Raw genomic sequence first — 20,393 nt, 5'->3', positions numbered from 1 at the left:
ATGTTTGTTAGATTTTGATAGGAACATGCAATCGGTCAAGTGCATTAACGCAGCCTGGACGCCGACCTGGCTCTGGCCTTGAGCCTCAACGGTCGGCAGATGTTTCGCGACGAGCAGCCGCTGAAGCTCCTGCTGATGTCCGCCACGCTGGAGGGCGAACGCCTGGCCAGTCTGCTCGGTGATGCACCGGTGGTACGCAGCGAGGGCCGTATGTTCCCGGTGGCGATGCGCTGGGGGCGGGCCTTTCAGCCCGGCGAATTCATCGAGCCGCGAGTGGTGCAGACCGTGCACGAGGCGCTGGACGCCGAACACGGTAGCCTGCTGGTGTTCCTGCCGGGCCAGGCGGAGATCTGCCGGGTACACCAGCAACTGGAGGAAAGTCTGAACGGACGCGCCGATGTGCTGCTGTGCCCGCTGCATGGCGAGCTGGACCTGGCGGCCCAGCGCGCGGCCATCGAGCCGGCACCGGCGGGCAAGCGCAAGGTGGTGCTGGCGACCAACATCGCCGAAACCAGCCTGACTATCAATGGCGTGCGGGTGGTGATCGACGCCGGCCTGGCGCGGGTGCCGCGCTTCGATCCCGGCAGCGGCATGACCCGCCTTGACACCCAGCGTATCTCCCGGGCCAGCGCCACCCAGCGCGCGGGCCGGGCCGGACGCCTGGAACCGGGAGTGTGTTATCGCTTGTGGTCCGAAGCCCAGCATGAACAGCTGGCGGCCTATGGCAGCGCGGAAATTCTCCAGGCGGACCTGGCCGGGCTGGCCTTGCAGTTGGCGCGCTGGGGCGTGGCCCCCGGCGAACTGGTATGGCTGGATGCGCCACCGGCCGCCGCCTATGCCCAGGCACAGGACCTGCTGCAGCGGCTCGGTGCGCTGGTTGGCAAGGGCGACGCCGAGTACGCCTTGACGAATCATGGCCAGGCCATGGCCGAGTTGCCGGCCCATCCGCGTATCGCCCATTTGCTGTTGCGCGGGCAGGCGTTGGGGCTGGCGAGCATGGCCTGTGATGTCGCGGCGCTGTTGGGTGAGCGGGATATCCAGCGTGGCGGTGGGGCCGACCTGCATACGCGGCTGGCCCTGCTGGTTGGGGAGGCGCGGGCGACACGCGGTGCCCAGGGCGGCGTGCAGCGGGCTCGGCAACTGGCGCGACAGTATCGCGGCTATTTGCGCGGCTCGGCCAGCGAGCCGGTGGCCGACCCGGATCACCCGCGCTGGCTGGGCGCGCTGTTGGCCCTGGCGTATCCGGATCGGGTCGCGCAACAGCGGCGCGAAGGTAGCGCGGAGTATCGGCTGGCCAACGGTCGGGCGGCCTTGTTCAGCGAAACCGACAGCCTGATGAAACAACCCTGGCTGGTGGTGGCCGACCTGGGCAGCCGTCAGGGCCAGCGTGAAGAGCGTATCTACCTGGCGGCGGAGTTCGATCCGGGCCTGTTCGACACGGTGCTGGCCGAGCAGGTGAGCATGCTCGACCAACTGGACTGGGACGAGCGCGAAGGCGTGCTGCGGGCTGAGCGCCAGCGCAAGGTCGGCGAACTGATCCTCGGGCGCGAACCCCTGACCGGGCTGGACGAGGCGGCGCGCAGCCAGGCACTGGTCAATCTGGTTCGGCGCAAGGGCCTGGAGCTGTTGCCCTGGACCCCGGAACTGCGTCAATGGCAGGCGCGGGTGGCCTTGTTACGCCAACTGGACCTGGACGGGCCGGGTCAGAGCGAATGGCCGGATGTCAGCGACAAGAGCTTGCTGGCAACCCTTGAACAGTGGCTCAAACCGTATCTGGGGCGGGTCTCGCGGCTGAGTCATTTCGCCAACCTGGAGCTGGCCGGGATTCTTCACGGCCTGTTGCCCTGGCCGTTGCCGCAACGGCTGGACGAGTTGGCGCCACATCATCTGAGCGTGCCCTCGGGCTCGTCGATTCGCCTGGACTACAGCGAACAGCCGCCGATCCTGGCGGTGCGCTTGCAGGAATTGTTCGGCCTGGCCGAGACGCCACGGATTGCCGGGGGCCGTCAGGTGGTGAAATTGCACCTGCTGTCGCCAGCCCGGCGCCCGGTACAGGTGACCCAGGATTTGGCGAACTTCTGGCGCAGCACCTATGCCGAAGTGAAGAAGGATCTGAAGGGCAGGTATCCCAAGCACTATTGGCCGGATGACCCTTTGGTCGCCGAGGCCACGGCTAGAGTGAAGCCGCGGAAAGCATAACGGCTTGATCCAAAAACGCACTCGACACCACGCCGCTATAAACGACTACGGGCGCCCCAGGCGCCCGCCACTGTGCAACGGTTGTCTTTCAGCCGCGCTTGCAGGTTCTGATGCCCAGCAGCCTATAGACCGGGCAGAAACTGAAAATGCCGGTGGCCAGCGGCACCACGCCGATCCAGCCCCACCAACCGATCACACCCGACAGACTGAGGCCAATGAGCAGCAGGCCGATGACAATGCGCAGACTACGATCAATGGTTCCAATGTTTGCGTTCATGGCGATCTCCCGATCAATGGCTACGCCGGGTCTCCAGCGCAGTAAACAATATGCCGGCCTGGCCAAGCGCAACACGACGACTTACCCGTGCCCAGTCACCAGGATTGCCCCGGGGGGCCGGAACAGACGACGTGTAACTTCACGCTCATGGTCTATCTTCTCAGCAGGGCGTTTGCCGCGCCGCTCGCACTTGAAGCTGACTTGAGTAACAAAGCAACAAGTCTGCCAGGTAAAGAATGTACTGGCGGCTGGAATCATCTGATTGATTTTGTAGGGTTTGGTTTGGGTTCAGGGACTGAGTATCGCTGTACTCGCCTGTCAATGACTGCCACTGGCAGTGTTTATTGGCGGGGTGGCAGTGCCACAACGGACTGCTGCCTGGCAGTCTGGCGGTGCATTGAGCTGCCTGGGCGCCTGGAGCCTTGTCAAAGAAACGTTTCAGTTGTGGTTATCAAGTAATAGAAATAGATATTTCTACTTGGCATACGACGTGCTAGCACATGGTCATGACACTTTCCGACAAACGACTGCGGCGTTATCTGCTTACGGCAGTACTGATCAAGCTGATGCTGCTGACAGTGCTGTGGTGGCTGTTCATCCGGGATTCGCGCGTCAGCGTCGATTCGAACACCATCAGTGACAGGCTTGGCGTACCCACCTCGACTCAATCGGCTCAAGGGGCAAGTAAGTGATTTCAGAACAACTGGTGGATTTGTCACGGCTGCAGTTCGCGGCCACTGCGCTTTACCACTTTCTTTTTGTACCGCTCACGGTTGGCATGGTCTGGCTGCTGGTCATCATGGAAAGCGTCTATGTGATGACCGGGAATGTGATCTGGAAAGACATGACGCGTTATTGGGGCAAGCTGTTCGGCATCAACTTCGCCCTGGGGGTGACAACAGGGATCACGCTGGAATTTCAGTTCGGCACCAACTGGGCGTATTACTCGCACTACGTCGGCGATATCTTCGGTGCGCCGCTGGCCATCGAAGGTCTGATGGCGTTCTTCCTTGAATCGACCATGATCGGTTTGTTCTTCTTCGGTTGGGATCGTCTAAAGAAAGAGCACCACTTGTTGGTCACCCTGCTGATGGCGATTGGTACCAACCTGTCGGCGTTGTGGATCCTGATTGCCAATGGCTGGATGCAGAACCCGGTGGGATCGGAATTCAGCTACATCACCATGCGCATGGAAATGGTCGACTTCTGGGCGGTGGTTTTCAATCCGGTGGCGCAGGCCAAGTTCGTGCACACCGTCTCGGCGGGTTACGTCACCGGCTCGATGTTCGTGCTGTCGATTTCGAGTTGGTACCTGCTCAAGAATCGCGATGTCGAGTTTGCCAAGCGTAGCTTCCGGGTGGCGGCAGCCTTCGGCCTGGCCTCGGTGCTGAGCGTGATTGTGCTGGGTGACGAGTCCGGCTACACGGTGGGTGAGGCACAGCAAACCAAGATGGCCGCCATGGAAGCCATGTGGGAAACCAAGCCGGCGCCGGCGGGCCTGACCTTGCTGGCCAGCATCAACGAAGCCGAGTCCAAGAATAACTGGGAAGTCGAAGTGCCATGGCTGATGGGCCTGATCGGTACCCGCTCGGTCAGCAAGCAGATTCCAGGTATTCATGACATCAAGGAAAAAAACCGCGCGCGCATCCTGCGTGGCATCACCGCGGTCAATGCACTTGAAGCGCTGCGCGCGCATCGTGACGATCCAGCGGCTTTACGGCAGTTCGAAGAATATAAAGCCGACCTCGGTTTCGGCCTGCTGCTGAAAAAGTATGTCGAGGACGTCAACCAGGCCACCCCGGCCATTATCGACAAGGCCGTCAACGATACCGTACCGCGCGTGACCCCTATGTTCTGGGCATTTCGGATCATGGTGGCGCTTGGTTTTACCATGCTTATGCTCTTCGGCCTGGCCTTCTGGAGCACCTTGAAGTCGAGCTGCACACGATGCCGTTGGCTGCTGCGCTGGGCGCTGCTCATGCTGCCCGCGCCCTGGCTGTCCTGTGAACTGGGCTGGTTCGTCGCCGAATATGGTCGTCAGCCCTGGACGATTTACGGTGTGCTGCCGACCCACATGAGCGTCTCCACGCTGAGCATCAACAACCTGTATGGCTCGCTGGCCGGATTCGTTGTTTTCTACACCGTGTTGCTGATGGTTGAAATGTTCCTGATGGTCAAGTTCGCCCGCCAGGGGCCTGGCAGTCTCGGTACCGGCCGTTATGCCCACGATGCCCATTTGAAGGAACTCCATCATGCTTGATTACGCCACCCTGAAAGTTATCTGGTGGGCGCTGGTTGGCGTACTGCTGATCGGCTTCGCCATTATGGACGGCCACGATATGGGCGTCGGCACGCTGCTGCCTTTTGTGGGCCGCAATGACCTGGAACGGCGCGTGGTGATCAACACCGTGGGGCCGCATTGGGATGGCAACCAGGTCTGGTTCATCACCGCCGGCGGCGCCTTGTTCGCGGCCTGGCCGGTGGTCTATGCCACGGCATTCAGCGGTTTCTACTGGGCGATGATTCTGGTCCTTTGGGCGTTGTTCTTCCGCCCGGTGGGCTTCGACTATCGCAGCAAGATCCACAACGCCACCTGGCGCAGCACTTGGGATTGGGGGCTGTTTGTCGGTGGGGCGGTACCCCCGCTGGTGTTCGGGATCGCGTTCGGTAACCTGCTGCAAGGCGTACCGTTCCACTTCAACAACTACCTGGTGTCAACGTATACCGGCAGCTTCTGGCAACTGCTGAACCCTTTTGCGCTGCTGACCGGCGTTGTGAGCAGTGCCATGATCACCCTGCAGGGCGGCACGTATCTGGCGCATCGCACGGAAGGGGCTATCCAGTCCAGGGCAATCAACGGCGCGGTGGTGGCGGCGATCGTACTGCTGTGTGCATTCATCGCGGCCGGCATCTGGCTGCAATCGATCGAAGGCTATCGCATTACCTCAGTCATCGATACCGCCGGATTGCCGGATATTCTCGGCAAGTCGGTGGTGCGCGAAGCCGGGGCCTGGATGGCCAACTATGGCCATTATCCTGTGCTGTGGCTGCTACCGGCGCTGGGTTTGGCGGGGGCGGCGGGCGCCGCGCTGCTGTTGATACTGCGCCATACGCTTTCGGCATTTGTCGCCTCATCGCTCGCGGTGATCGGCGTCATCAGCACCGCCGGCGTCTCAATGTTTCCATTCGTCATGCCATCCTCCACGGTGCCTGCCGCAAGCCTCACCGTGTGGGATAGCGTTTCCAGTCATCTGAGCCTGGCGATCATGTTCTGGGCCGTGTTGATCTTCATGCCACTGATCGTGATTTACACCTCGTGGGCCTATCGCGTCATGCGCGGCAAGGTCACCGTCGCACAGATCAAAGCCAACGAACATTCAGCCTATTAGTGCCAGCCAAGGAGTAAACAACATGTGGTATTTCGCCTGGATGCTGGGAGTCGGTTTTGCATTGCTACTGGCTATCTTGAATGCGATGTGGGGCGAGAACGAAGCGGGCCGAGCCCTGAACGACAGTGACGAGGCGCAACCATGATGCCGCGGCTGGCTGACGCCGAACCCGCCTCTCGAATTCATTGGCCGAGTTTGCTTGTCGCTGTCGCGATCATGCTGACCTGCACGCTCTATCCGCTCATCATGGCCAGCCCCGATGGGAAGGCTGACCATGTTCTGGCGATAGCACTGTTCACGGCCATGAGCGCGGCCTTTGTGAGAGGCGTGGGTTTTGTTCCGCAAATGCTGGTCTGGCGTTGGCTGTTTTCAGGCTGGACCTGCTTTGTGGCGCTTGCGATTGCCGGGTGGGTGAAGTTCCTGCATTGAGTCGGCCCGGCATGAATGAACGTTGAGTGGCTGGCTCCTGGCCGGTGAAGCCGGCTTCCACAAAACGGAAGCCGGCGCGAGCGGCTACTGCGCCGCTGGTAACAGGAACCGCGCCAGCAGCGGCAAGTGATCGGAAATCGTCAGGGTGTCGTCCTGTCGCACCTGGGCTTCGATTCGCTTGAGCTTGGCACTGTAGAAAAAATAATCCAGGGTCCGATCCGGCTCACTGACGTCGGGATCGTTCGGGTAATACGTCAGCCACTGTTCACGGTCGATGCCGCTGGCTTCGTTGTTGCTCGGGATCATCGGGTATTGCTCCCACAGCAGATGCAACTCGCTGTCCGCCGAGTAACCGCCGTGCAGGCGTGGCGGCAGGCGCAGGTACTGGCCCAGTGGCAGCAGGTTGAAATCGCCGCCGATCAGCCACGGTGTCCCCTGGCTTTCGAACTTGTCGAGCAATTGCAGGGTCGTTTGCACTTGGCGCAACTGAGTGTCGTCCTGGGCATAGGTCCCCAGTTGTGTATTGACCACCGCCAGTTGTCCACCGTCGCTCAATGGCAGGTAGTTCACCAGCAGCGCCGGCCGGGGCTGGAACTGGCGCTTGAGCAGATTGCCCGCTGCCAGGGGCAATTGCTGGCGTTCGGCGTGTTCGACCTGATAGCGGCTCAAGGTCGCCAGCTTGCGCCCGACGCTGCCGAAAATATGCCGGTTGGGGACAAAGTCGGCTTTCCAGTCGAAGGCCTGGGAACTGCAGGGATACAAGTCCGCCAGCCGCTCCTGGAGCAACTTCAACTGATCCTGGTAGGCGCTGGCCTTGGCGTTCTCGTCGACCTCCTGTAACAGCACGATGTCCGGCTGCTCGTCGCGGATCACCCGTGTCACCTCGTCCAGGCTGAAGGCCATGTCCTCCGGGGTCGGTCGCTCGTCGGGGCCGCTGCCGTCGGGCAGGTCGTACCAGAACACGTAGCGTTTGCCCGCCAGGTACTGGAGGTTCCAGCTCATGACCTTGAGGGTCTGGCCCGCCACCAGCACCGGCGCTTCAGCGGTACAGCGCACCGGCAGGATTTCCCGCTCTTCCGGGCGCCAGGTCAGGCTGTAGACCATCAGGGCCATGAGGCCCGCCGCAAGCAGCAGGCCGGCCACCAGGTAACGTAATAGACGGGTCATGGGCCTCGGTTCAGTCTTTGGCGGAATTTTCACCGATCAGCATGTAGATTCGGAACAGCACGATGCTGCTGAACAGTTGCAGGAAACTGTGGGCACTGTCGATGACCAGCGTCAACACCGGGTTCTGCGGTGCCGGATAGGCGCTCAGGCTCAGGCCCTTGAGCAGCCAGAGTGGTCCCATCACACAGAGGATACAGGTGAACGTCAGCCAGAAGTGACCGCGGCTCAGGGCGAAGCTTTCTTTCATCGCCCGCAGCGGCTCGCGCCCGCGTAGCACCAGCAGGTATTCGGAGAACGCCAGTATCACGGTCAGCCAGATGCCGGGAAGGAAATACAGCGACAGGCCCAGCACGATGGCGATGGTATTGACCGCCGACAGCAGCGCAAAGCGCGGCCACAGGCGCAGGGACATGGCCAGCAGGTCGCGATTGGCCGGTGTTTCGCCACGGCTGCGGGCATCGAGAAACAGAATCAGCGCCGCCGTGTAGAGCGGATAGACCAGCAGCCCGGCCACCAACCCGTAGGCTGGCGAGGCATCCGGGCCCACGGCGTTGTCCAGCAGTTGCTGGAGCAAGGTTTCGAAGATCACCAGTGGCAGGCAGAGCAGGGCGATCTGGCGCAGGTTGCGCTGGAAAAAGTACAGGGAGTCACGGAGTACATTGAACGGGTTCATCGGTTGTCTATCGCGCTGGCTGAGGCAGGGTGTCACTTTAACCGATGGTGCGGGCCGACACCCAAATGTAAACGTTAGGTAAGGATCATTGAAACTTCCTGTAACAACCCCATAACTGAGGGACGTCCTGATCCGATGGATTGGGACGATCGATTTCTACCCGGCAATCTAATGAGGTCGCCATGAACAGCGAAGAGCAAACCCTGATCGATGGACTGTTTTCACGGTTGCAGCAAGCCGAAACGGATTCAGCCCCGCGTGACGCCCTGGCCGAGGCGCGGATCAAGGAGCACCTGACTCGCCAACCGGCCGCGCCGTACTACATGACTCAGTCGATCCTGGTGCAAGAGCACGCGCTCAAGAGCCTCGACGAGCAGAACAAGCAATTGCAGGCGCAACTGCAGCAGCTTCAGGCCGAATTGCAGCAGGCCCGTGCCCAGAGCGCGGCACCGGCGCCGAGCAGTGGTGGTTTCCTGTCGAGCATTTTCGGTGGTAGCCGCGATCCGGCCCCCGCGCCGGCGCCGAGCAACTCCGGTGGCGGCTGGCGTGAGCCGGGGCGTCCGGCGTTCAATGCGCCACCGCAGCAGAACTACAACGCGCAACCTAACTATCAACAGCCTGGCTACGCCCAGCCCGCGCCCCAGCAGGCGGCCCCGGCGGCGCCTATCGGCAGCGGCTTCCTCGGTGGCGCGTTGAAAACCGCGGCCGGCGTGGCCGGTGGCGTGATGCTGGCCGAAGGCATCAGCAGCCTGTTCCATCATAACCAGCAGCAACCGCAGATCATCGAGGAAATCATCGAGCCAAGCCCGATGAGCAACAACAATGGTGGCGGTTGGGGTGATGAGCGCATGGCCAACAACGATTCCTGGGGCAACAATGACCAGGGTGGTTTGGCCGACGCCGATTTCAATGACGACAGCTCGTCCTTTTCTGGCGACGACGATTCCTATGTCTGACCGATAAAAGAGGATTGTGGGAGCGGAGCTTGCCCGCGAAGCTTTTGGCGGCCTTGAGGGCGCTTTCGCGGGCAAGCACCGCTCCCACGGTGTTTTCGGTTGTCTGCAGGTTTTCGATTCGATGCATAGGATTGTGGGAGCCGGATTTATCCGCGAAGAGGCCCTTGAGGCCGCAAAAACTTTGCAGACAACCGGCCCTCTGAAATTCTGTCCCCCCTGGCCCTCACCTCTCCGATTATTCGCTGAACCTCCCCCCGGGCTGGCATACTGCACCCCTAATCGCTTCCGAGCGCTCGTCATCACCCGCCAGTGCGCCTTTGCGCCATGAGGATTCGCGGTGAAGAAAATCGCTGTGTTCGCCGATGTGCAAAACCTCTACTACACCGTCCGCCAGGCCTATGGTTGCCACTTCAACTATGCCGCCCTGTGGGCTGATATCAGCCAGCGCGGAGAAATCGTCGAGGCCTACGCCTACGCCATCGATCGTGGTGACAGCAAGCAGCAGCAGTTCCAGCAGATCCTGCGTAACCTGGGCTTCACGGTGAAGCTCAAGCCCTATATCCAGCGCAGCGACGGCTCGGCCAAGGGCGACTGGGACGTGGGCATCACCATCGATATCATGGACGCGGCGCCGCATGTCGACGAAGTGGTGCTGGCTTCCGGCGACGGCGATTTCGACCTGCTGCTCACGCGCATCATCGACAAGCATGGCGTCGAAGCCGTGGCCTATGGCGTGCCGGGGCTGACGGCCAACTCGCTGATCCGTGCCGCGAGCCGCTACGTGCCTATCGAAGGCGCGTTGTTGTTGAGAAACTGAAACCGATTTTGCAAAGGGCTGGGCTTTTGGAACGTATTGCGGTCATCGACTTTGAAACCACGGGCATCACGCCGAATGCGGGGTGCCGGGCCACGGAAATCGCCGTGGTCATCCTGGAACAGGGGCGCATCGTCGACCGTTACCAGAGCTTGATGAATGCTGGCGTGCGGGTGCCGGCGTTTATCGAACAGCTGACTGGCATCAGCAACGCCATGTTGCGCACCGCGCCTTCGGCGGAGCGGGTGATGAATGAGGTCAACGAGTTCGTTGGCACCACGCCGTTGCTGGCGCATAACGCCGCGTTCGACCAGAAGTTCTGGGACTTCGAGCTGGGGCGGATCAAGCGCACGCGGTTGCAGAACTTTGCCTGTTCGTTGCTGCTGGCACGGCGCTTGATGCCGGCGGCGCCGAATCACAAACTGGGCACGCTGACCGCGTTTGCCCGTCTGCCGCACACGGGGCAGGCGCACCGGGCCATGGCCGATGCCGAGATGGCGGCGAACCTGCTGGCGCATATGGCCGGCGAGTTGCGCGACAAGCATGGGGTGCGGGCGTTGTCCCATGATTGGTTGTGCAAATTGCAGAAGGTGCCGGCGGCGAAGATTGGCGAGCATTTGAAGCGCTATCGGGGTGTTTGAGAGCGCTTGTTTGCGATATCGCTTTGGGCTTCGGCAATCAGATCGTCAAGAGAGACATGTACGGGGGCCTCATTGGCTTCAATGCGTGCCTTGGCCAACTGAGCGAGATCCAGATGCTCCATTGTCGCCTCGGGCGTGTCTGCGTCCATGGAACTCAAAATTTTTGCATAACAAAGACTCCTAAATAGGTAATGCCAGTCTATTAAGAGCGATCTTGAGCCGGGCTGAAATTTGTGGCAAGCGGGCTTGTCGGGACGCCGCACCGCCGCGAAGAGGCGCTCAAGACCGTCAAAAGCTTCGCTGGCAAGCCAAGCTCCTACGGTTCTGCGTCAAACATACAGGCTGTGCGTGACACAAATCCTGAAGGAATAGGGCTTGTCGGGGCCCCGAGGCCTTAAAAACCGTGTAAGCACGGACGATCCGGTGGAATGCAACAGCCGGTTTCTCAGCCCTTCGCCTTCCCATTCATGTCCAAATGCCCCAACGGCACCCGCCGCTCAATCGCGCTCGACAACACAATCGAGGTCTTGCTGAAGCCGAACTGGGCAATCCGATTGATCAACTGCTCCAGCTCCGCCATGCTCCCCACCGCCGCCTGCAGAATCACACAGGGATCCCCGGTCACCCGATGGCATTCGGTAATCTGCGGAATCTGCGCCAGTTCATCGTAAGGCTGCTGCTTGCCATGCTGATTGAGCCGCAACTCGATCACGCACTGGATCGGCAAACCGATCTTCGCCAGGTCCACCTTGGCCTGATACCCGGTGATGACCCCACTGCTTTCCAACTTCGCCACCCGTTCCGCCACCGCCGGCGCGGACAGGTTGACCTTGCGCGCCAGTTCGGCGAACGAGGCGCGGCCGTTGTCCAGCAGCTCGCCGAGGATCAAACGGTCGTATTTATCCATCCACAGGCTCTCTATGACGCGGGATTTCGAAACAACGGCCAATAGCCGTGATTTCCATGCTTTGCAAAGTGTACTGGCCTTATAACACGGTTTTGTAACTTATTATTTGCCAGACGCCTTTCTAGAATAGCCTTCCCTTATCCTGCCTGGATCTGCCCCCCATGCCTGCCCCACGCCGTTTCCCGTTACCACTGATCGGTGCCTTCTTTGCGTTGTATTTCATCTGGGGCTCGACCTACCTGGCCATTCGTATCGGCGTGGAATCCTGGCCGCCGTTGATGATGGGCGGCATCCGTTTCGTTATCGCCGGCAGCCTGCTGTACGCCTATCAACGCTTTCGCGGGGTGCCGGCGCCGACCTGGCGGCAATGGAAAGCCGCGGCGGCCATTGGCGTGCTGCTGCTCAGTTTCGGCAATGGCGCGGTGACCCTGGCCGAGCACATGGGCGTGGCTTCGGGCGTCGCCGCGCTGACGGTGGCCACCGTGCCGCTGTTCACCTTGCTCTGCGGCTACTTCTGGGGGGGCCGCAATACCGGTCTCGAATGGGCCGGGATTGTGCTCGGCCTGATCGGTATCGCCCTGTTGAACATGGGCTCCAACCTGCAAGCCAGCCCGCTCGGGGCGGGCCTGCTGCTGCTCGCCGCCGCGACCTGGTCCTTCGGTTCGGTGTGGAGCAAGCACCTGCCGCTGCCCCAGGGCGGCATGGCCAGCGCGGCGGAAATGCTGGTGGGCGGCGTGGTGCTGCTGCTGGCCAGCTTTGTCCGCGGCGAGCGCCTGACCCAGATGCCCACCACCGACGGCTGGATCGCCCTGGCCTACCTGGTGTTCCTCGGCTCCATCGTCGCCTTCAACGCCTATATGTACCTGCTCAAGCATGTGCGCCCGGCGGCGGCCACCAGTTATGCCTACGTCAACCCGGCCGTGGCGGTGTTGTTGGGGATCCTCTTCGCTGGCGAGCACATTGGCTGGCACGAGTGCATCGCCATGGCCGTGATCATCAGCGCCGTGGTGTTGATCGGTTTACCGCAGTGGCGCAAGCCGAAAGAGGCCTGACAGGGTAAACTGCCGCGCATTGCTTCACGGCGCTGACACTTTTCCTACGGTATTTCCATGACATTCGCCACACTCGGCCTGATCGAACCCCTGACGCGGGCCCTGGACACCCTCGGTTACCAGACCCCCACACCGGTCCAGGCCCAGGCCATTCCCGCCGTACTGGCCGGCCGCGACCTGATGGCCGCGGCCCAGACCGGCACTGGCAAGACCGCCGGTTTCGCCTTGCCGCTGTTGCAACTGCTGGCGATGGAAGGGCCGAAGGTCACCGCCAACTCGGCGCGCGCGCTGATCCTGGTGCCGACCCGCGAGCTGGCCGAACAGGTGCATGAAAGCGTGCGCCAGTATGCCGAACACCTGCCGCTGAGCACCTATGCGGTGTACGGCGGGGTCAGCATCAACCCGCAGATGATGAAGCTGCGCAAGGGGGTCGACCTGCTGGTGGCGACCCCGGGCCGTCTGCTCGATCTGTTCCGCCAGAACGCCCTCAAGTTCAACCAGTTGCAGACCCTGGTACTCGACGAAGCCGACCGCATGCTCGACCTCGGCTTCCAGGAGGAGTTGGGCAATATCTACAAGGCCCTGCCGAAGAAGCGCCAGACCCTGCTGTTTTCCGCGACCTTCTCCGATGCCATCCGCCTGCTGGCCGGGCAGATGCTCAACGATCCGCTGAGCATCGAGGTCAGTCCGCGCAATGTCGCGGCCAACACCGTCAAGCAGTGGCTGGTGACGGTGGACAAGAAGCGCAAGCCGGAGCTGTTCGTGCACCTGATGCGCAAGCAGCACTGGAAGCAGGTATTGGTGTTCGCCAAGACCCGCAATGGCGTCGACCAGTTGGTGGAGAAACTCCAGGGCCTGGGCATCAATGCCGACGGCATCCATGGAGACAAGCCCCAGGCCACCCGCCAGCGCGCGCTGGACCGGTTCAAGGCGAGTGAAATCCAGATCCTGGTGGCCACCGATGTGGCGGCCCGTGGCCTGGATATCGAGGACTTGCCGCTGGTGGTCAACTTCGACCTGCCGATCGTGGCCGAGGATTACATTCACCGGATTGGTCGTACCGGTCGTGCCGGGGCCACCGGTGAGGCGATTTCCCTGGTCTGCGCCGATGAGGTGAATCTGCTGTCGGCGATCGAGACCCTGACCCGTCAGCCCCTCAAGCGCCAGGACGAAGCCGGTTTCGAGCCGGATCACCGGGTGCCGGACACCGATGCTTCGGGCAATGTGGTCAAGAAACCGAAGAAGCCGAAGAAACCGAAGGCTTCCGGTGGCGGCAAGCGCAACCTGGGCAAGTGGGTGGACAGCGGCGAGAAGCCGGAAGATGTGGCTCCATCGGTCAAGCCGGTGCGCAAGGTGCCGGTATTCAATACCGGGCCGCGCAAGCGCAAGCCGTAAGATTGCGTGGGGCGCCGGGCTCCCGCGAAGAGGCCCTTGAGGCCGCCAGAAGCTTTGCGGCGGTGCGGCGATCCGACAAGCACCGCTCCCACAAGGTATTGGCGCCTGAAAACTCTCGGTTCGCCACGGGCATTGTGGGGGCTGGCTTGCCGGCGATGAGGCCTTTGAGTCTTGTATTGATCTTGAGGACGCCCTCGCCGGCAAGCCAGCTCCCAAAGTCGTCTGCGTTAGCCGATGCTCCTCCGGGAGCACTTCCCCTCGCCGATAACCCTCAAGCCTGGCGCCGCAGCCACTCGAGCATCCCTTGTCCCGCCGCCCGCCCGCTGGCAAAGCAGGCGGTGAGCAGGTAGCCGCCGGTGGGCGCTTCCCAGTCGAGCATCTCGCCGGCGCAGAACACTCCGGGCAAGGCCTTGAGCATCAGTCGTTCGTCCATTGCTTCGAACGGTACGCCACCGGCGCTGCTGATGGCCTCGTCCAGCGGACGCGCCTTGAGCAGTGTCAGTGGTAGAGCCTTGATGGTATCCGCCAGACGTGCCGGGTCGGCAAAGGTCTCGGCATTCGTCAGCTCCCGCAGCAACGCCGCCTTGATGCCGTCGATCCCCAACTGGCTGTGCAGATGCTTGGCCATGGAGCGTGAGCCTCGCGGTTTGGCCAGCGCGGCCCGGACCTTGTCCAGGGGCTTGCCGGGTAGCAGGTCGATCTCGATGGTCGCGCGGCCTTCCCGGTTGATCTGTTCGCGAATCGGCGCCGACAGCGCGTAGATCAGGCTGCCCTCGATACCGCTGGCGGTGATCACGCATTCGCCCAGGCGCGGCTTGCCCTGGGGCAGGGCGATGGCGACGTTCTTCAAGGGCGCACCGGCAAACTTGCCGCGCAGCACCTCGCTCCAGGCCGCGACGTCGAAGCCGCAGTTGCTTGGCTGCAAGGGCGCAATCGTTACCCCCTGTTGTTCAAGCAACGGCAACCAAGCGCCGTCGGAGCCCAATCGGGCCCAACTGCCGCCGCCCAGCGCCAGCAGCGTGGCCTCGGGGCGCAGGCTTTTTTCGCCGTCGGGGCTGTGGATAACCAGGCTGCCGTCGCGCCAGCCCAGCCAGCGATGGCGGGTGTGGATAACGACTCCGGCTTCGCGCAGGCGCTTGAGCCAGGCGCGCAGTAGCGGGGCGGCTTTCATATCGCTGGGGAAGACCCGGCCGGAACTGCCGACGAAAGTCGTTATGCCCAGGCCGTGAATCCACTCGCACAGGGCGTCGGCGCCGAAGGCCCGCAGCAGCGGGGCGATCTGCGGGGCGCGTTCGGCATAGCGGGACAGGAACGCCGGGTAGGCTTCGGAATGGGTGATGTTCATGCCGCCGACGCCGGCCAGCAGGAACTTGCGCCCCACCGAAGGCATGCCGTCGTAGAGGTCGACCTGGATACCCGCCTGGCTCAGGACCTCGGCGGCCATCAGGCCGGCAGGGCCGCCACCGATAATGGCGACGTGGGGGGAGGCGTCAGGGGCTGGGTGGGTCATGGCGGGCTGCGACTTGGCTGGACGAGCCGGGCATTCTACGTTTTTCCAGCGATGATGTGGTGTTCGCGGCCCCTGCAAGGGATTGCCTTCTTCCTGTCGGGACGATGCTTTCAGAATAGCTGTACGAACAACATACAGTCCTCTGTAACCCTTACCCTGTAAGGTCTACAGCGTATTTCGCTCAGGTTATCCACAGGCGGTTCCACAGCCATTGTGGGTAAGCCCAGACTTCAATGACAACCTGATGATGTCCAGACCTCCCGCGCGCTGTGGTGGAGGATCCCGTGGCGCCGGGCCAGGGCCCGGCGATCCTTGCTGTAGCCGCCGCCGATCACCCCGACCACCGGGATATCCCGGCCCAGGCAATGGCGCAGGACGCTTTCATCGCGGGCGGCCACGCCAGCATCGGTGAGTTTCAGGTAGCCCAGGGCATCGTCCTGGTGCACATCCACGCCGGCGTCGTACAGCACCAGGTCCGGCTGGTAGAGCGGCAACAGGTAGTTCAGGGCGTCATCCACCACCTTGAGGTAATCGCCGTCGCCCATGCCCATCGGCAGGGGGATGTCCCAGTCGCTGTGGGCCTTGCGTGCCGGGAAGTTTTTCTCGCAGTGCAGGGAAACGGTGATGGCATCCGGGGTATCTTCCAGGATACGGGCCGTGCCGTCGCCCTGGTGCACGTCGCAGTCGAAGATCAGTACCCGCCCCACACGACCGCTTTCCAGCAGGTAGCGGCTGATGACCGCCAGGTCGTTGAAAATACAGAAGCCCGCCGGATGATCGTAATGGGCATGGTGCGTGCCGCCCGCCAAGTGACAGGCCAGGCCGTGTTCGAGTGCCTGTTCGGCGGCCAGCAGCGAGCCGCCGACCGCGCGCACGGTGCGTCGCGCCAGCGCCTCGTTCCAGGGCAGACCGAGGCGGCGCTGGTCTTCGCGGGATAACTCGCCGGCCATATAGCGTTCGATGTAGCCACGGTCGTGGGCCAGGGCGAGGATATCCACGGGACAGATGGCCGGGCGCAGCAGATCGGCGTCGCGGGTCAGGCCGCTGTCCACCAGGTGATCGCGCAGCAGGCGGAATTTGTCCATGGGAAAGCGATGTTCCGCCGGGAAGTCGGGGCTGTAGTCGTCGTGGTAGATCAGGGGCGGCGGCATGGCGAATTCATGTGGGAAGAAGCGAAGGATCTTATCAGCGCGATACACTGACGAGCAGGGCGTCAGCGTTGAAAGAATCCGGAGGGAGAGTTGATGGAGCCGATACTGCAACTTGAGAGCGCACGCTTGCTGTTGCGCCAGTGGCGCGACGAGGACTTGCCGGAGTTTGCCCGGATGTGTGCCGATCCTCAGGTGATGCGCTATTTCCCGGCGGTGCTCAATCGTCTGGAAAGTGCCGCGCTGATCGGGCGGATTCGCGGGCACTTCGCCGAGTACGGCTTTGGCCTCTGGGCGCTGGAGCGCAAGGACAATGGGGCTTTTATCGGTCTGACCGGGCTGATGCGGGTGAACTTCGACGCCGCCTTCACCCCGGCGGTGGAGATGGTCTGGCGCCTGGCTCGCGAGCACTGGGGCCTGGGCTATGCCAGCGAGGCGGCCTGGACCGCGTTGCGCTGCGCTTTCGAGCGTTTGTCCCTGGATGAGGTGGTGGCCTTTACCAGCGAGAGCAACACGGCTTCGCAGAAGGTCATGCAGGTTATCGGCATGCATTACGATCCGCAGTCCGATTTCGATCATCCGAAGTTGGCTGACGGCCATCCGTTGCGCCATCACGTGCTCTACCGCATCAGCCATGAGCAATGGCTGCGCACCCTGCACGGATGACCCGGGGTTGGCCGATCCGCTGCAACGCCCGCGGCGACAAACGCTGTATCATTCGAGGCAAGCGCCACAGGGGACGCGGTGTTTTCAAAATTTCATTTCCGGTTGGCGGGCACGCGGCAGCAGTCCGCCACACGAGCATGGATGGCTTGATAATGTTTTTAAGTGAACTGCATTGCTTTGTGTGAGGAGCGTTTGAATGAGCCAAGTGCTGGAAGACCTGGTCGACTTGCTGACCCTGGAACCGATTGAGGAAAACCTGTTTCGCGGGCGCAGCCAGGACTTGGGCTTTCGCCAGTTGTTCGGCGGCCAGGTGCTCGGCCAGTCATTGTCGGCAGCCAGCCAGACGGTCGAGGAGGCGCGGCATGTGCATTCGATGCACGGCTATTTCCTGCGCCCGGGCGATGCCGGCCTGCCGGTGGTCTACTCGGTCGACCGGGTGCGCGACGGCGGCAGCTTCAGCACGCGGCGCGTCACGGCGATCCAGAAGGGCCAGCCGATCTTCACCTGCAGCGCCTCGTTCCAGTACGACGAGGAAGGCTTCGAGCACCAGAGCAGCATGCCGCAGGTGGTCGGGCCGGAAAACCTGGCCACGGAGCTGGAACTCACCCAGCAGCGCGCGCACCTGATTCCCGAGAGCATGCGCGAAAAACTCTTGTGTCCCAAACCCATCGAAGTGCGCCCGGTCACCGAGAAGGACCCTTACAACCCGCAGCCATCGGATCCGGTCAAGTACGTCTGGTTCCGCGCTGACGGCGCGCTGGCCGACTTGCCGGCGTTGCATAAATACCTGCTGGCCTACGCCTCGGACTTCGGCCTGCTGACCACCTCGTTGCTGCCCCATGGCAAGTCGGTGTGGCAGAAGGATATGCAGGTCGCCAGTCTCGACCATGCGCTGTGGTTCCACGCCGACCTGCGCGCCGACGACTGGTTGCTGTATGCCATGGACAGCCCCTGGGCCGGCAACTCCCGTGGTTTTTCCCGGGGCAGCGTGTACAACCGCGCCGGAGTGCTGGTGGCGTCGGTGACCCAGGAAGGCTTGATCCGTCACCGCAAGGACTGGGCATGAAGCTGTCGGATGTGCGGCATTGGGTGTTCGACATGGACGGCACCCTGACCGTTGCCGTGCATGATTTTGCGGCGATTCGCGTGGCTCTGTCGATTCCGCCGGAGCACGACATCCTGACGCATCTGGCCGCCTTGCCGGCCGATGAAGCCGCGACCAAGCATGCCTGGTTGCTGGAGCATGAGCGGGATCTGGCGCAGGGTTCGAAAGCCGCGGTGGGGGCGGTGGAACTGGTGCGCGAGTTGGCCGGGCGCGGTTATCGCCTCGGCATCCTGACGCGCAATGCCCGCGAGCTGGCCCATGTGACGCTGCAAACCATCGGCCTGGCCGACTGTTTTGCCGAGGAAGATGTGCTGGGTCGCGATGAAGCGCCGCCCAAGCCACATCCGGGTGGTTTGCTGAAACTGGCCGAAGCCTGGGACGTGGCGCCGAGCGAGATGGTGATGGTCGGTGATTATCGCTTCGACCTGGATTGCGGGCGGGCGGCGGGGGCGCGGACGATACTGGTCAACCTGGCGGACAACCCCTGGCCGGAATTGACCGATTGGCATGCCGAGGATTGTATGGCGCTGCGGCGGATGCTTTCGGCTTGATAATGCACCTCTGTGGCGAGCGGGCTTGCCCGCGCTGGGCTGCGGAGCAGCCCTAAAACCCGTGATCGCGGTGTGTCAGGTAGAACGCGGTGATCGATTTTGCGACTGCTTCGCAGTCGAGCGCGGGCAAGCCCGCTTGCCACAATGGATCGCTTACTTCCCGAACAACGCCTTCTGCCCTTGCGGCGAAGTCAGCATCCCATCGCCGTCATGCCCGACCCCGGGCACCTCGACCAACGTCTGCGTGAACCCCTGCGGATGACGCTGTTGCAGGTAGGCAAAATAGTTATGCCCGCGAATCAACCGATATGCCCCCTGGGCCTCCGCCGCGCAGCTCTTGTCCAGGGCCGGATGGTTCGGGTCGGTGTCCTGTTGCCCCAGCAGGTAGGTGATATCGCGCTGTACATAAGCCTGTTCCAACTGCGCCGCTGATTGCCCCTTGGCGTAGTCCGGCAGGTTCTGCAGGCCATACTTCCAGTCGTTGAACCCCGGACAACCTGATGGATTGAACCCCAGCACCGGCCGCTGGGCGTTGAAATAGGCATAGGACGACGGGTTGGCGATCACATAACGGAGCTTGATGCCGTTCCCGGCCAATTGCCTATCGCCATGCCCGAGCAACGCATAGCGCTGCACCACCTGGCCTCCGCCGGAGTGCCCGGCGACGACCACTTCGCGCAAGGCCGGGAATTTCTTGCGGTTGCCCAGGCGCGCCAGGACTTCATCCAGGGCCGCATAGGAACTCAGCGCCGAAGGCCCGGTCGATGCCGCGCCAGCCATCCACTCATCGCCCTGCCAGCGCAACGGGTTGCCCGGCAGGTGTTTATCGCTTTCATTGAGGAACTGCGGCGCGATGATCAGCGTGTTGCGCGCCTGGCCGGCCTGGGCCGCGGCGGTTTCCGCGCTTTTGAGGTAGGTCATGGCGTTGCGCAAGCGCCCGTGGACGATGATCAGTACCCGCTGTACATCCGGCATCGGCCCCTGCCAGTCGCGGTTGAGTCCGACGCTCAATTCGCCAGTCGACAGTTTCAGGTGATCGGGGCTGACTTCCTTGACCCCGTGTTCAGCGGCCTGGAGCTGGCCGCCGATAACACACATCCCCAACAGCAATGACCCAAACAGTGTCTTTTTCATTCATAGGCTCTTGGCGGCGAAGGTATCGCATTGGTTGAGTTGTGCTTGGACGAAGCCGATCTTGAACCAGCGCACCCGCTGCGCGGAGGTGCCATGGGTGAAGGCGTCCGGCACCACGCGTCCCTGGCCCCGCTGTCATCGCGAGCATCCACCACGTTATCGCTACGTCGTCCTTTTCTCCAGAGCATGTGGGAATCCTCTTTTAGCTGTGCCAGCCAGTGTTGCTGCTGAGACGGGCGAGCGCCAGCCCGGTCGTCCGACCAGTCGGCACAAGCATTCGAGGGGGGATTGGCTGGGGCAAGCGCCGTTCAAGCCGCTGTATCGGGCTTGGCGGCCGCTTTCCGGAGAAACACGCAGAGGCCCGGAATCGGGCCTCTGCG

General features: G+C 62.3%; 20 protein-coding genes and 2 pseudogenes. 14 read left to right on the top strand and 8 right to left on the bottom strand.

Annotation, left to right across the window (positions count from 1 at the left end; translation table 11 throughout):
• Positions 1–48 precede the first annotated feature (48 nt).
• Positions 49–2,199: pseudogene (hrpB, locus tag PFEN_RS07675) on the top strand (ATP-dependent helicase HrpB); the annotation flags it as partial.
• A gap of 88 nt (positions 2,200–2,287) precedes the next feature.
• Here the strand turns inward: hrpB and PFEN_RS07670 are convergent.
• The gene (locus PFEN_RS07670) at positions 2,288–2,476 is read right to left on the bottom strand and encodes a DUF2892 domain-containing protein (RefSeq protein ID WP_191486297.1); all 189 of its coding nucleotides are present in this window, start codon (positions 2,474–2,476) and stop codon (positions 2,288–2,290) included.
• 500 nt (positions 2,477–2,976) lie between these two features.
• Here PFEN_RS07670 and cydP point away from each other — a divergent pair, with 500 nt between their 5' ends.
• The 5 genes from cydP to PFEN_RS07645 are packed head-to-tail and all read left to right on the top strand — an operon-like array spanning position 2,977 to position 6,294.
• On the top strand, positions 2,977–3,168 hold the full coding sequence (cydP, locus tag PFEN_RS07665; protein WP_224770913.1) for a cytochrome oxidase putative small subunit CydP: 192 nt from the start codon (positions 2,977–2,979) through the stop codon (positions 3,166–3,168).
• On the top strand, positions 3,165–4,736 hold the full coding sequence (locus PFEN_RS07660; protein ID WP_191486296.1) for a cytochrome ubiquinol oxidase subunit I: 1,572 nt from the start codon (positions 3,165–3,167) through the stop codon (positions 4,734–4,736). Before cydP ends, PFEN_RS07660 begins: the two co-directional genes overlap by 4 nt.
• Positions 4,729–5,865, top strand: coding sequence for a cytochrome d ubiquinol oxidase subunit II (gene cydB, locus PFEN_RS07655; RefSeq protein WP_191486295.1), 1,137 nt, complete (start codon positions 4,729–4,731; stop codon positions 5,863–5,865). Before PFEN_RS07660 ends, cydB begins: the two co-directional genes overlap by 8 nt.
• A 22-nt stretch (positions 5,866–5,887) precedes the next feature.
• Complete coding sequence (cydX, locus tag PFEN_RS07650; RefSeq protein WP_191486294.1) at positions 5,888–6,010, top strand: cytochrome bd-I oxidase subunit CydX; 123 nt, start codon at positions 5,888–5,890, stop codon at positions 6,008–6,010.
• The gene (locus tag PFEN_RS07645; RefSeq protein ID WP_191486293.1) at positions 6,007–6,294 is read left to right on the top strand and encodes a cyd operon YbgE family protein; all 288 of its coding nucleotides are present in this window, start codon (positions 6,007–6,009) and stop codon (positions 6,292–6,294) included. Before cydX ends, PFEN_RS07645 begins: the two co-directional genes overlap by 4 nt.
• A gap of 84 nt (positions 6,295–6,378) precedes the next feature.
• Here PFEN_RS07645 and PFEN_RS07640 read toward each other — a convergent pair whose 3' ends face one another.
• A complete protein-coding gene (locus tag PFEN_RS07640) occupies positions 6,379–7,461 on the bottom strand; it encodes an endonuclease/exonuclease/phosphatase family protein (protein ID WP_191486292.1) in 1,083 nt (360 codons plus the stop codon).
• A 10-nt stretch (positions 7,462–7,471) separates the two neighbouring features.
• A complete protein-coding gene (locus PFEN_RS07635) occupies positions 7,472–8,134 on the bottom strand; it encodes a YciC family protein (protein ID WP_191486291.1) in 663 nt (220 codons plus the stop codon).
• Between the two features lie 182 nt (positions 8,135–8,316).
• Between PFEN_RS07635 and PFEN_RS07630 the strand changes: the two genes are divergently transcribed.
• The 3 genes from PFEN_RS07630 to PFEN_RS07620 all read left to right on the top strand — a co-directional run bounded on the left by PFEN_RS07630 (position 8,317) and on the right by PFEN_RS07620 (position 10,545).
• A complete protein-coding gene (locus PFEN_RS07630; protein WP_191486290.1) occupies positions 8,317–9,090 on the top strand; it encodes a DUF2076 domain-containing protein in 774 nt (257 codons plus the stop codon).
• 337 nt (positions 9,091–9,427) lie between these two features.
• Positions 9,428–9,907 (top strand): NYN domain-containing protein, encoded by a 480-nt coding sequence (locus tag PFEN_RS07625; RefSeq protein ID WP_191486289.1) that lies wholly within the window; start codon positions 9,428–9,430, stop codon positions 9,905–9,907.
• A 26-nt stretch (positions 9,908–9,933) separates the two neighbouring features.
• The gene (locus PFEN_RS07620) at positions 9,934–10,545 is read left to right on the top strand and encodes a PolC-type DNA polymerase III (protein ID WP_191486288.1); all 612 of its coding nucleotides are present in this window, start codon (positions 9,934–9,936) and stop codon (positions 10,543–10,545) included.
• A 445-nt stretch (positions 10,546–10,990) separates the two neighbouring features.
• Here PFEN_RS07620 and PFEN_RS07615 read toward each other — a convergent pair whose 3' ends face one another.
• The gene (locus PFEN_RS07615) at positions 10,991–11,452 is read right to left on the bottom strand and encodes an Lrp/AsnC family transcriptional regulator (RefSeq protein ID WP_191486287.1); all 462 of its coding nucleotides are present in this window, start codon (positions 11,450–11,452) and stop codon (positions 10,991–10,993) included.
• A gap of 161 nt (positions 11,453–11,613) precedes the next feature.
• On the opposite strand from PFEN_RS07615, the gene yedA reads away from it, so the two are divergent.
• Entirely contained in the window at positions 11,614–12,504 is an 891-nt protein-coding gene (gene yedA / locus PFEN_RS07610) for a drug/metabolite exporter YedA (protein WP_191486286.1), read from the top strand.
• Between the two features lie 57 nt (positions 12,505–12,561).
• On the top strand, positions 12,562–13,899 hold the full coding sequence (locus tag PFEN_RS07605; RefSeq protein WP_191486285.1) for a DEAD/DEAH box helicase: 1,338 nt from the start codon (positions 12,562–12,564) through the stop codon (positions 13,897–13,899).
• Between the two features lie 271 nt (positions 13,900–14,170).
• Here PFEN_RS07605 and PFEN_RS07600 read toward each other — a convergent pair whose 3' ends face one another.
• Both PFEN_RS07600 and PFEN_RS07595 read right to left on the bottom strand, forming a co-directional pair.
• Positions 14,171–15,409, bottom strand: coding sequence for a TIGR03862 family flavoprotein (locus tag PFEN_RS07600; RefSeq protein ID WP_191486284.1), 1,239 nt, complete (start codon positions 15,407–15,409; stop codon positions 14,171–14,173).
• 230 nt (positions 15,410–15,639) lie between these two features.
• Positions 15,640–16,560, bottom strand: a complete 921-nt coding sequence (locus PFEN_RS07595; protein WP_191486283.1) for a histone deacetylase — start codon at positions 16,558–16,560, stop codon at positions 15,640–15,642.
• A gap of 93 nt (positions 16,561–16,653) precedes the next feature.
• Here PFEN_RS07595 and PFEN_RS07590 point away from each other — a divergent pair, with 93 nt between their 5' ends.
• The 3 genes from PFEN_RS07590 (at position 16,654) to PFEN_RS07580 (ending at position 18,879) form a co-directional block, all read left to right on the top strand.
• Entirely contained in the window at positions 16,654–17,223 is a 570-nt protein-coding gene (locus tag PFEN_RS07590; protein WP_191486282.1) for a GNAT family N-acetyltransferase, read from the top strand.
• 196 nt (positions 17,224–17,419) lie between these two features.
• Positions 17,420–18,289 carry an acyl-CoA thioesterase II gene (gene tesB / locus PFEN_RS07585; RefSeq protein WP_191486281.1) on the top strand — a complete coding sequence of 290 codons (870 nt, stop codon included), beginning with the start codon at positions 17,420–17,422 and terminating at the stop codon, positions 18,287–18,289.
• Positions 18,286–18,879 (top strand): HAD family hydrolase, encoded by a 594-nt coding sequence (locus PFEN_RS07580; RefSeq protein WP_191486280.1) that lies wholly within the window; start codon positions 18,286–18,288, stop codon positions 18,877–18,879. The genes tesB and PFEN_RS07580 overlap by 4 nt, the downstream gene beginning before the upstream one ends.
• Before the next feature lie 153 nt (positions 18,880–19,032).
• On the opposite strand, the gene PFEN_RS07575 is transcribed toward PFEN_RS07580, so the two are convergent.
• A complete protein-coding gene (locus PFEN_RS07575) occupies positions 19,033–20,013 on the bottom strand; it encodes an alpha/beta hydrolase (protein ID WP_191486279.1) in 981 nt (326 codons plus the stop codon).
• Positions 20,014–20,148, bottom strand: a pseudogene (locus PFEN_RS07570) (neutral zinc metallopeptidase); the annotation flags it as partial. It lies immediately after the preceding gene.
• Positions 20,149–20,393: the final 245 nt, after the last annotated feature.

Origin of the sequence: Pseudomonas sp. FEN (genome assembly GCF_904067045.1) — a bacterium.
Taxonomy (GTDB): domain Bacteria; phylum Pseudomonadota; class Gammaproteobacteria; order Pseudomonadales; family Pseudomonadaceae; genus Aquipseudomonas.
Note: the sequence above shows the minus strand (reverse complement) of the source record. Positions and strands in the feature narration are given on the sequence as shown.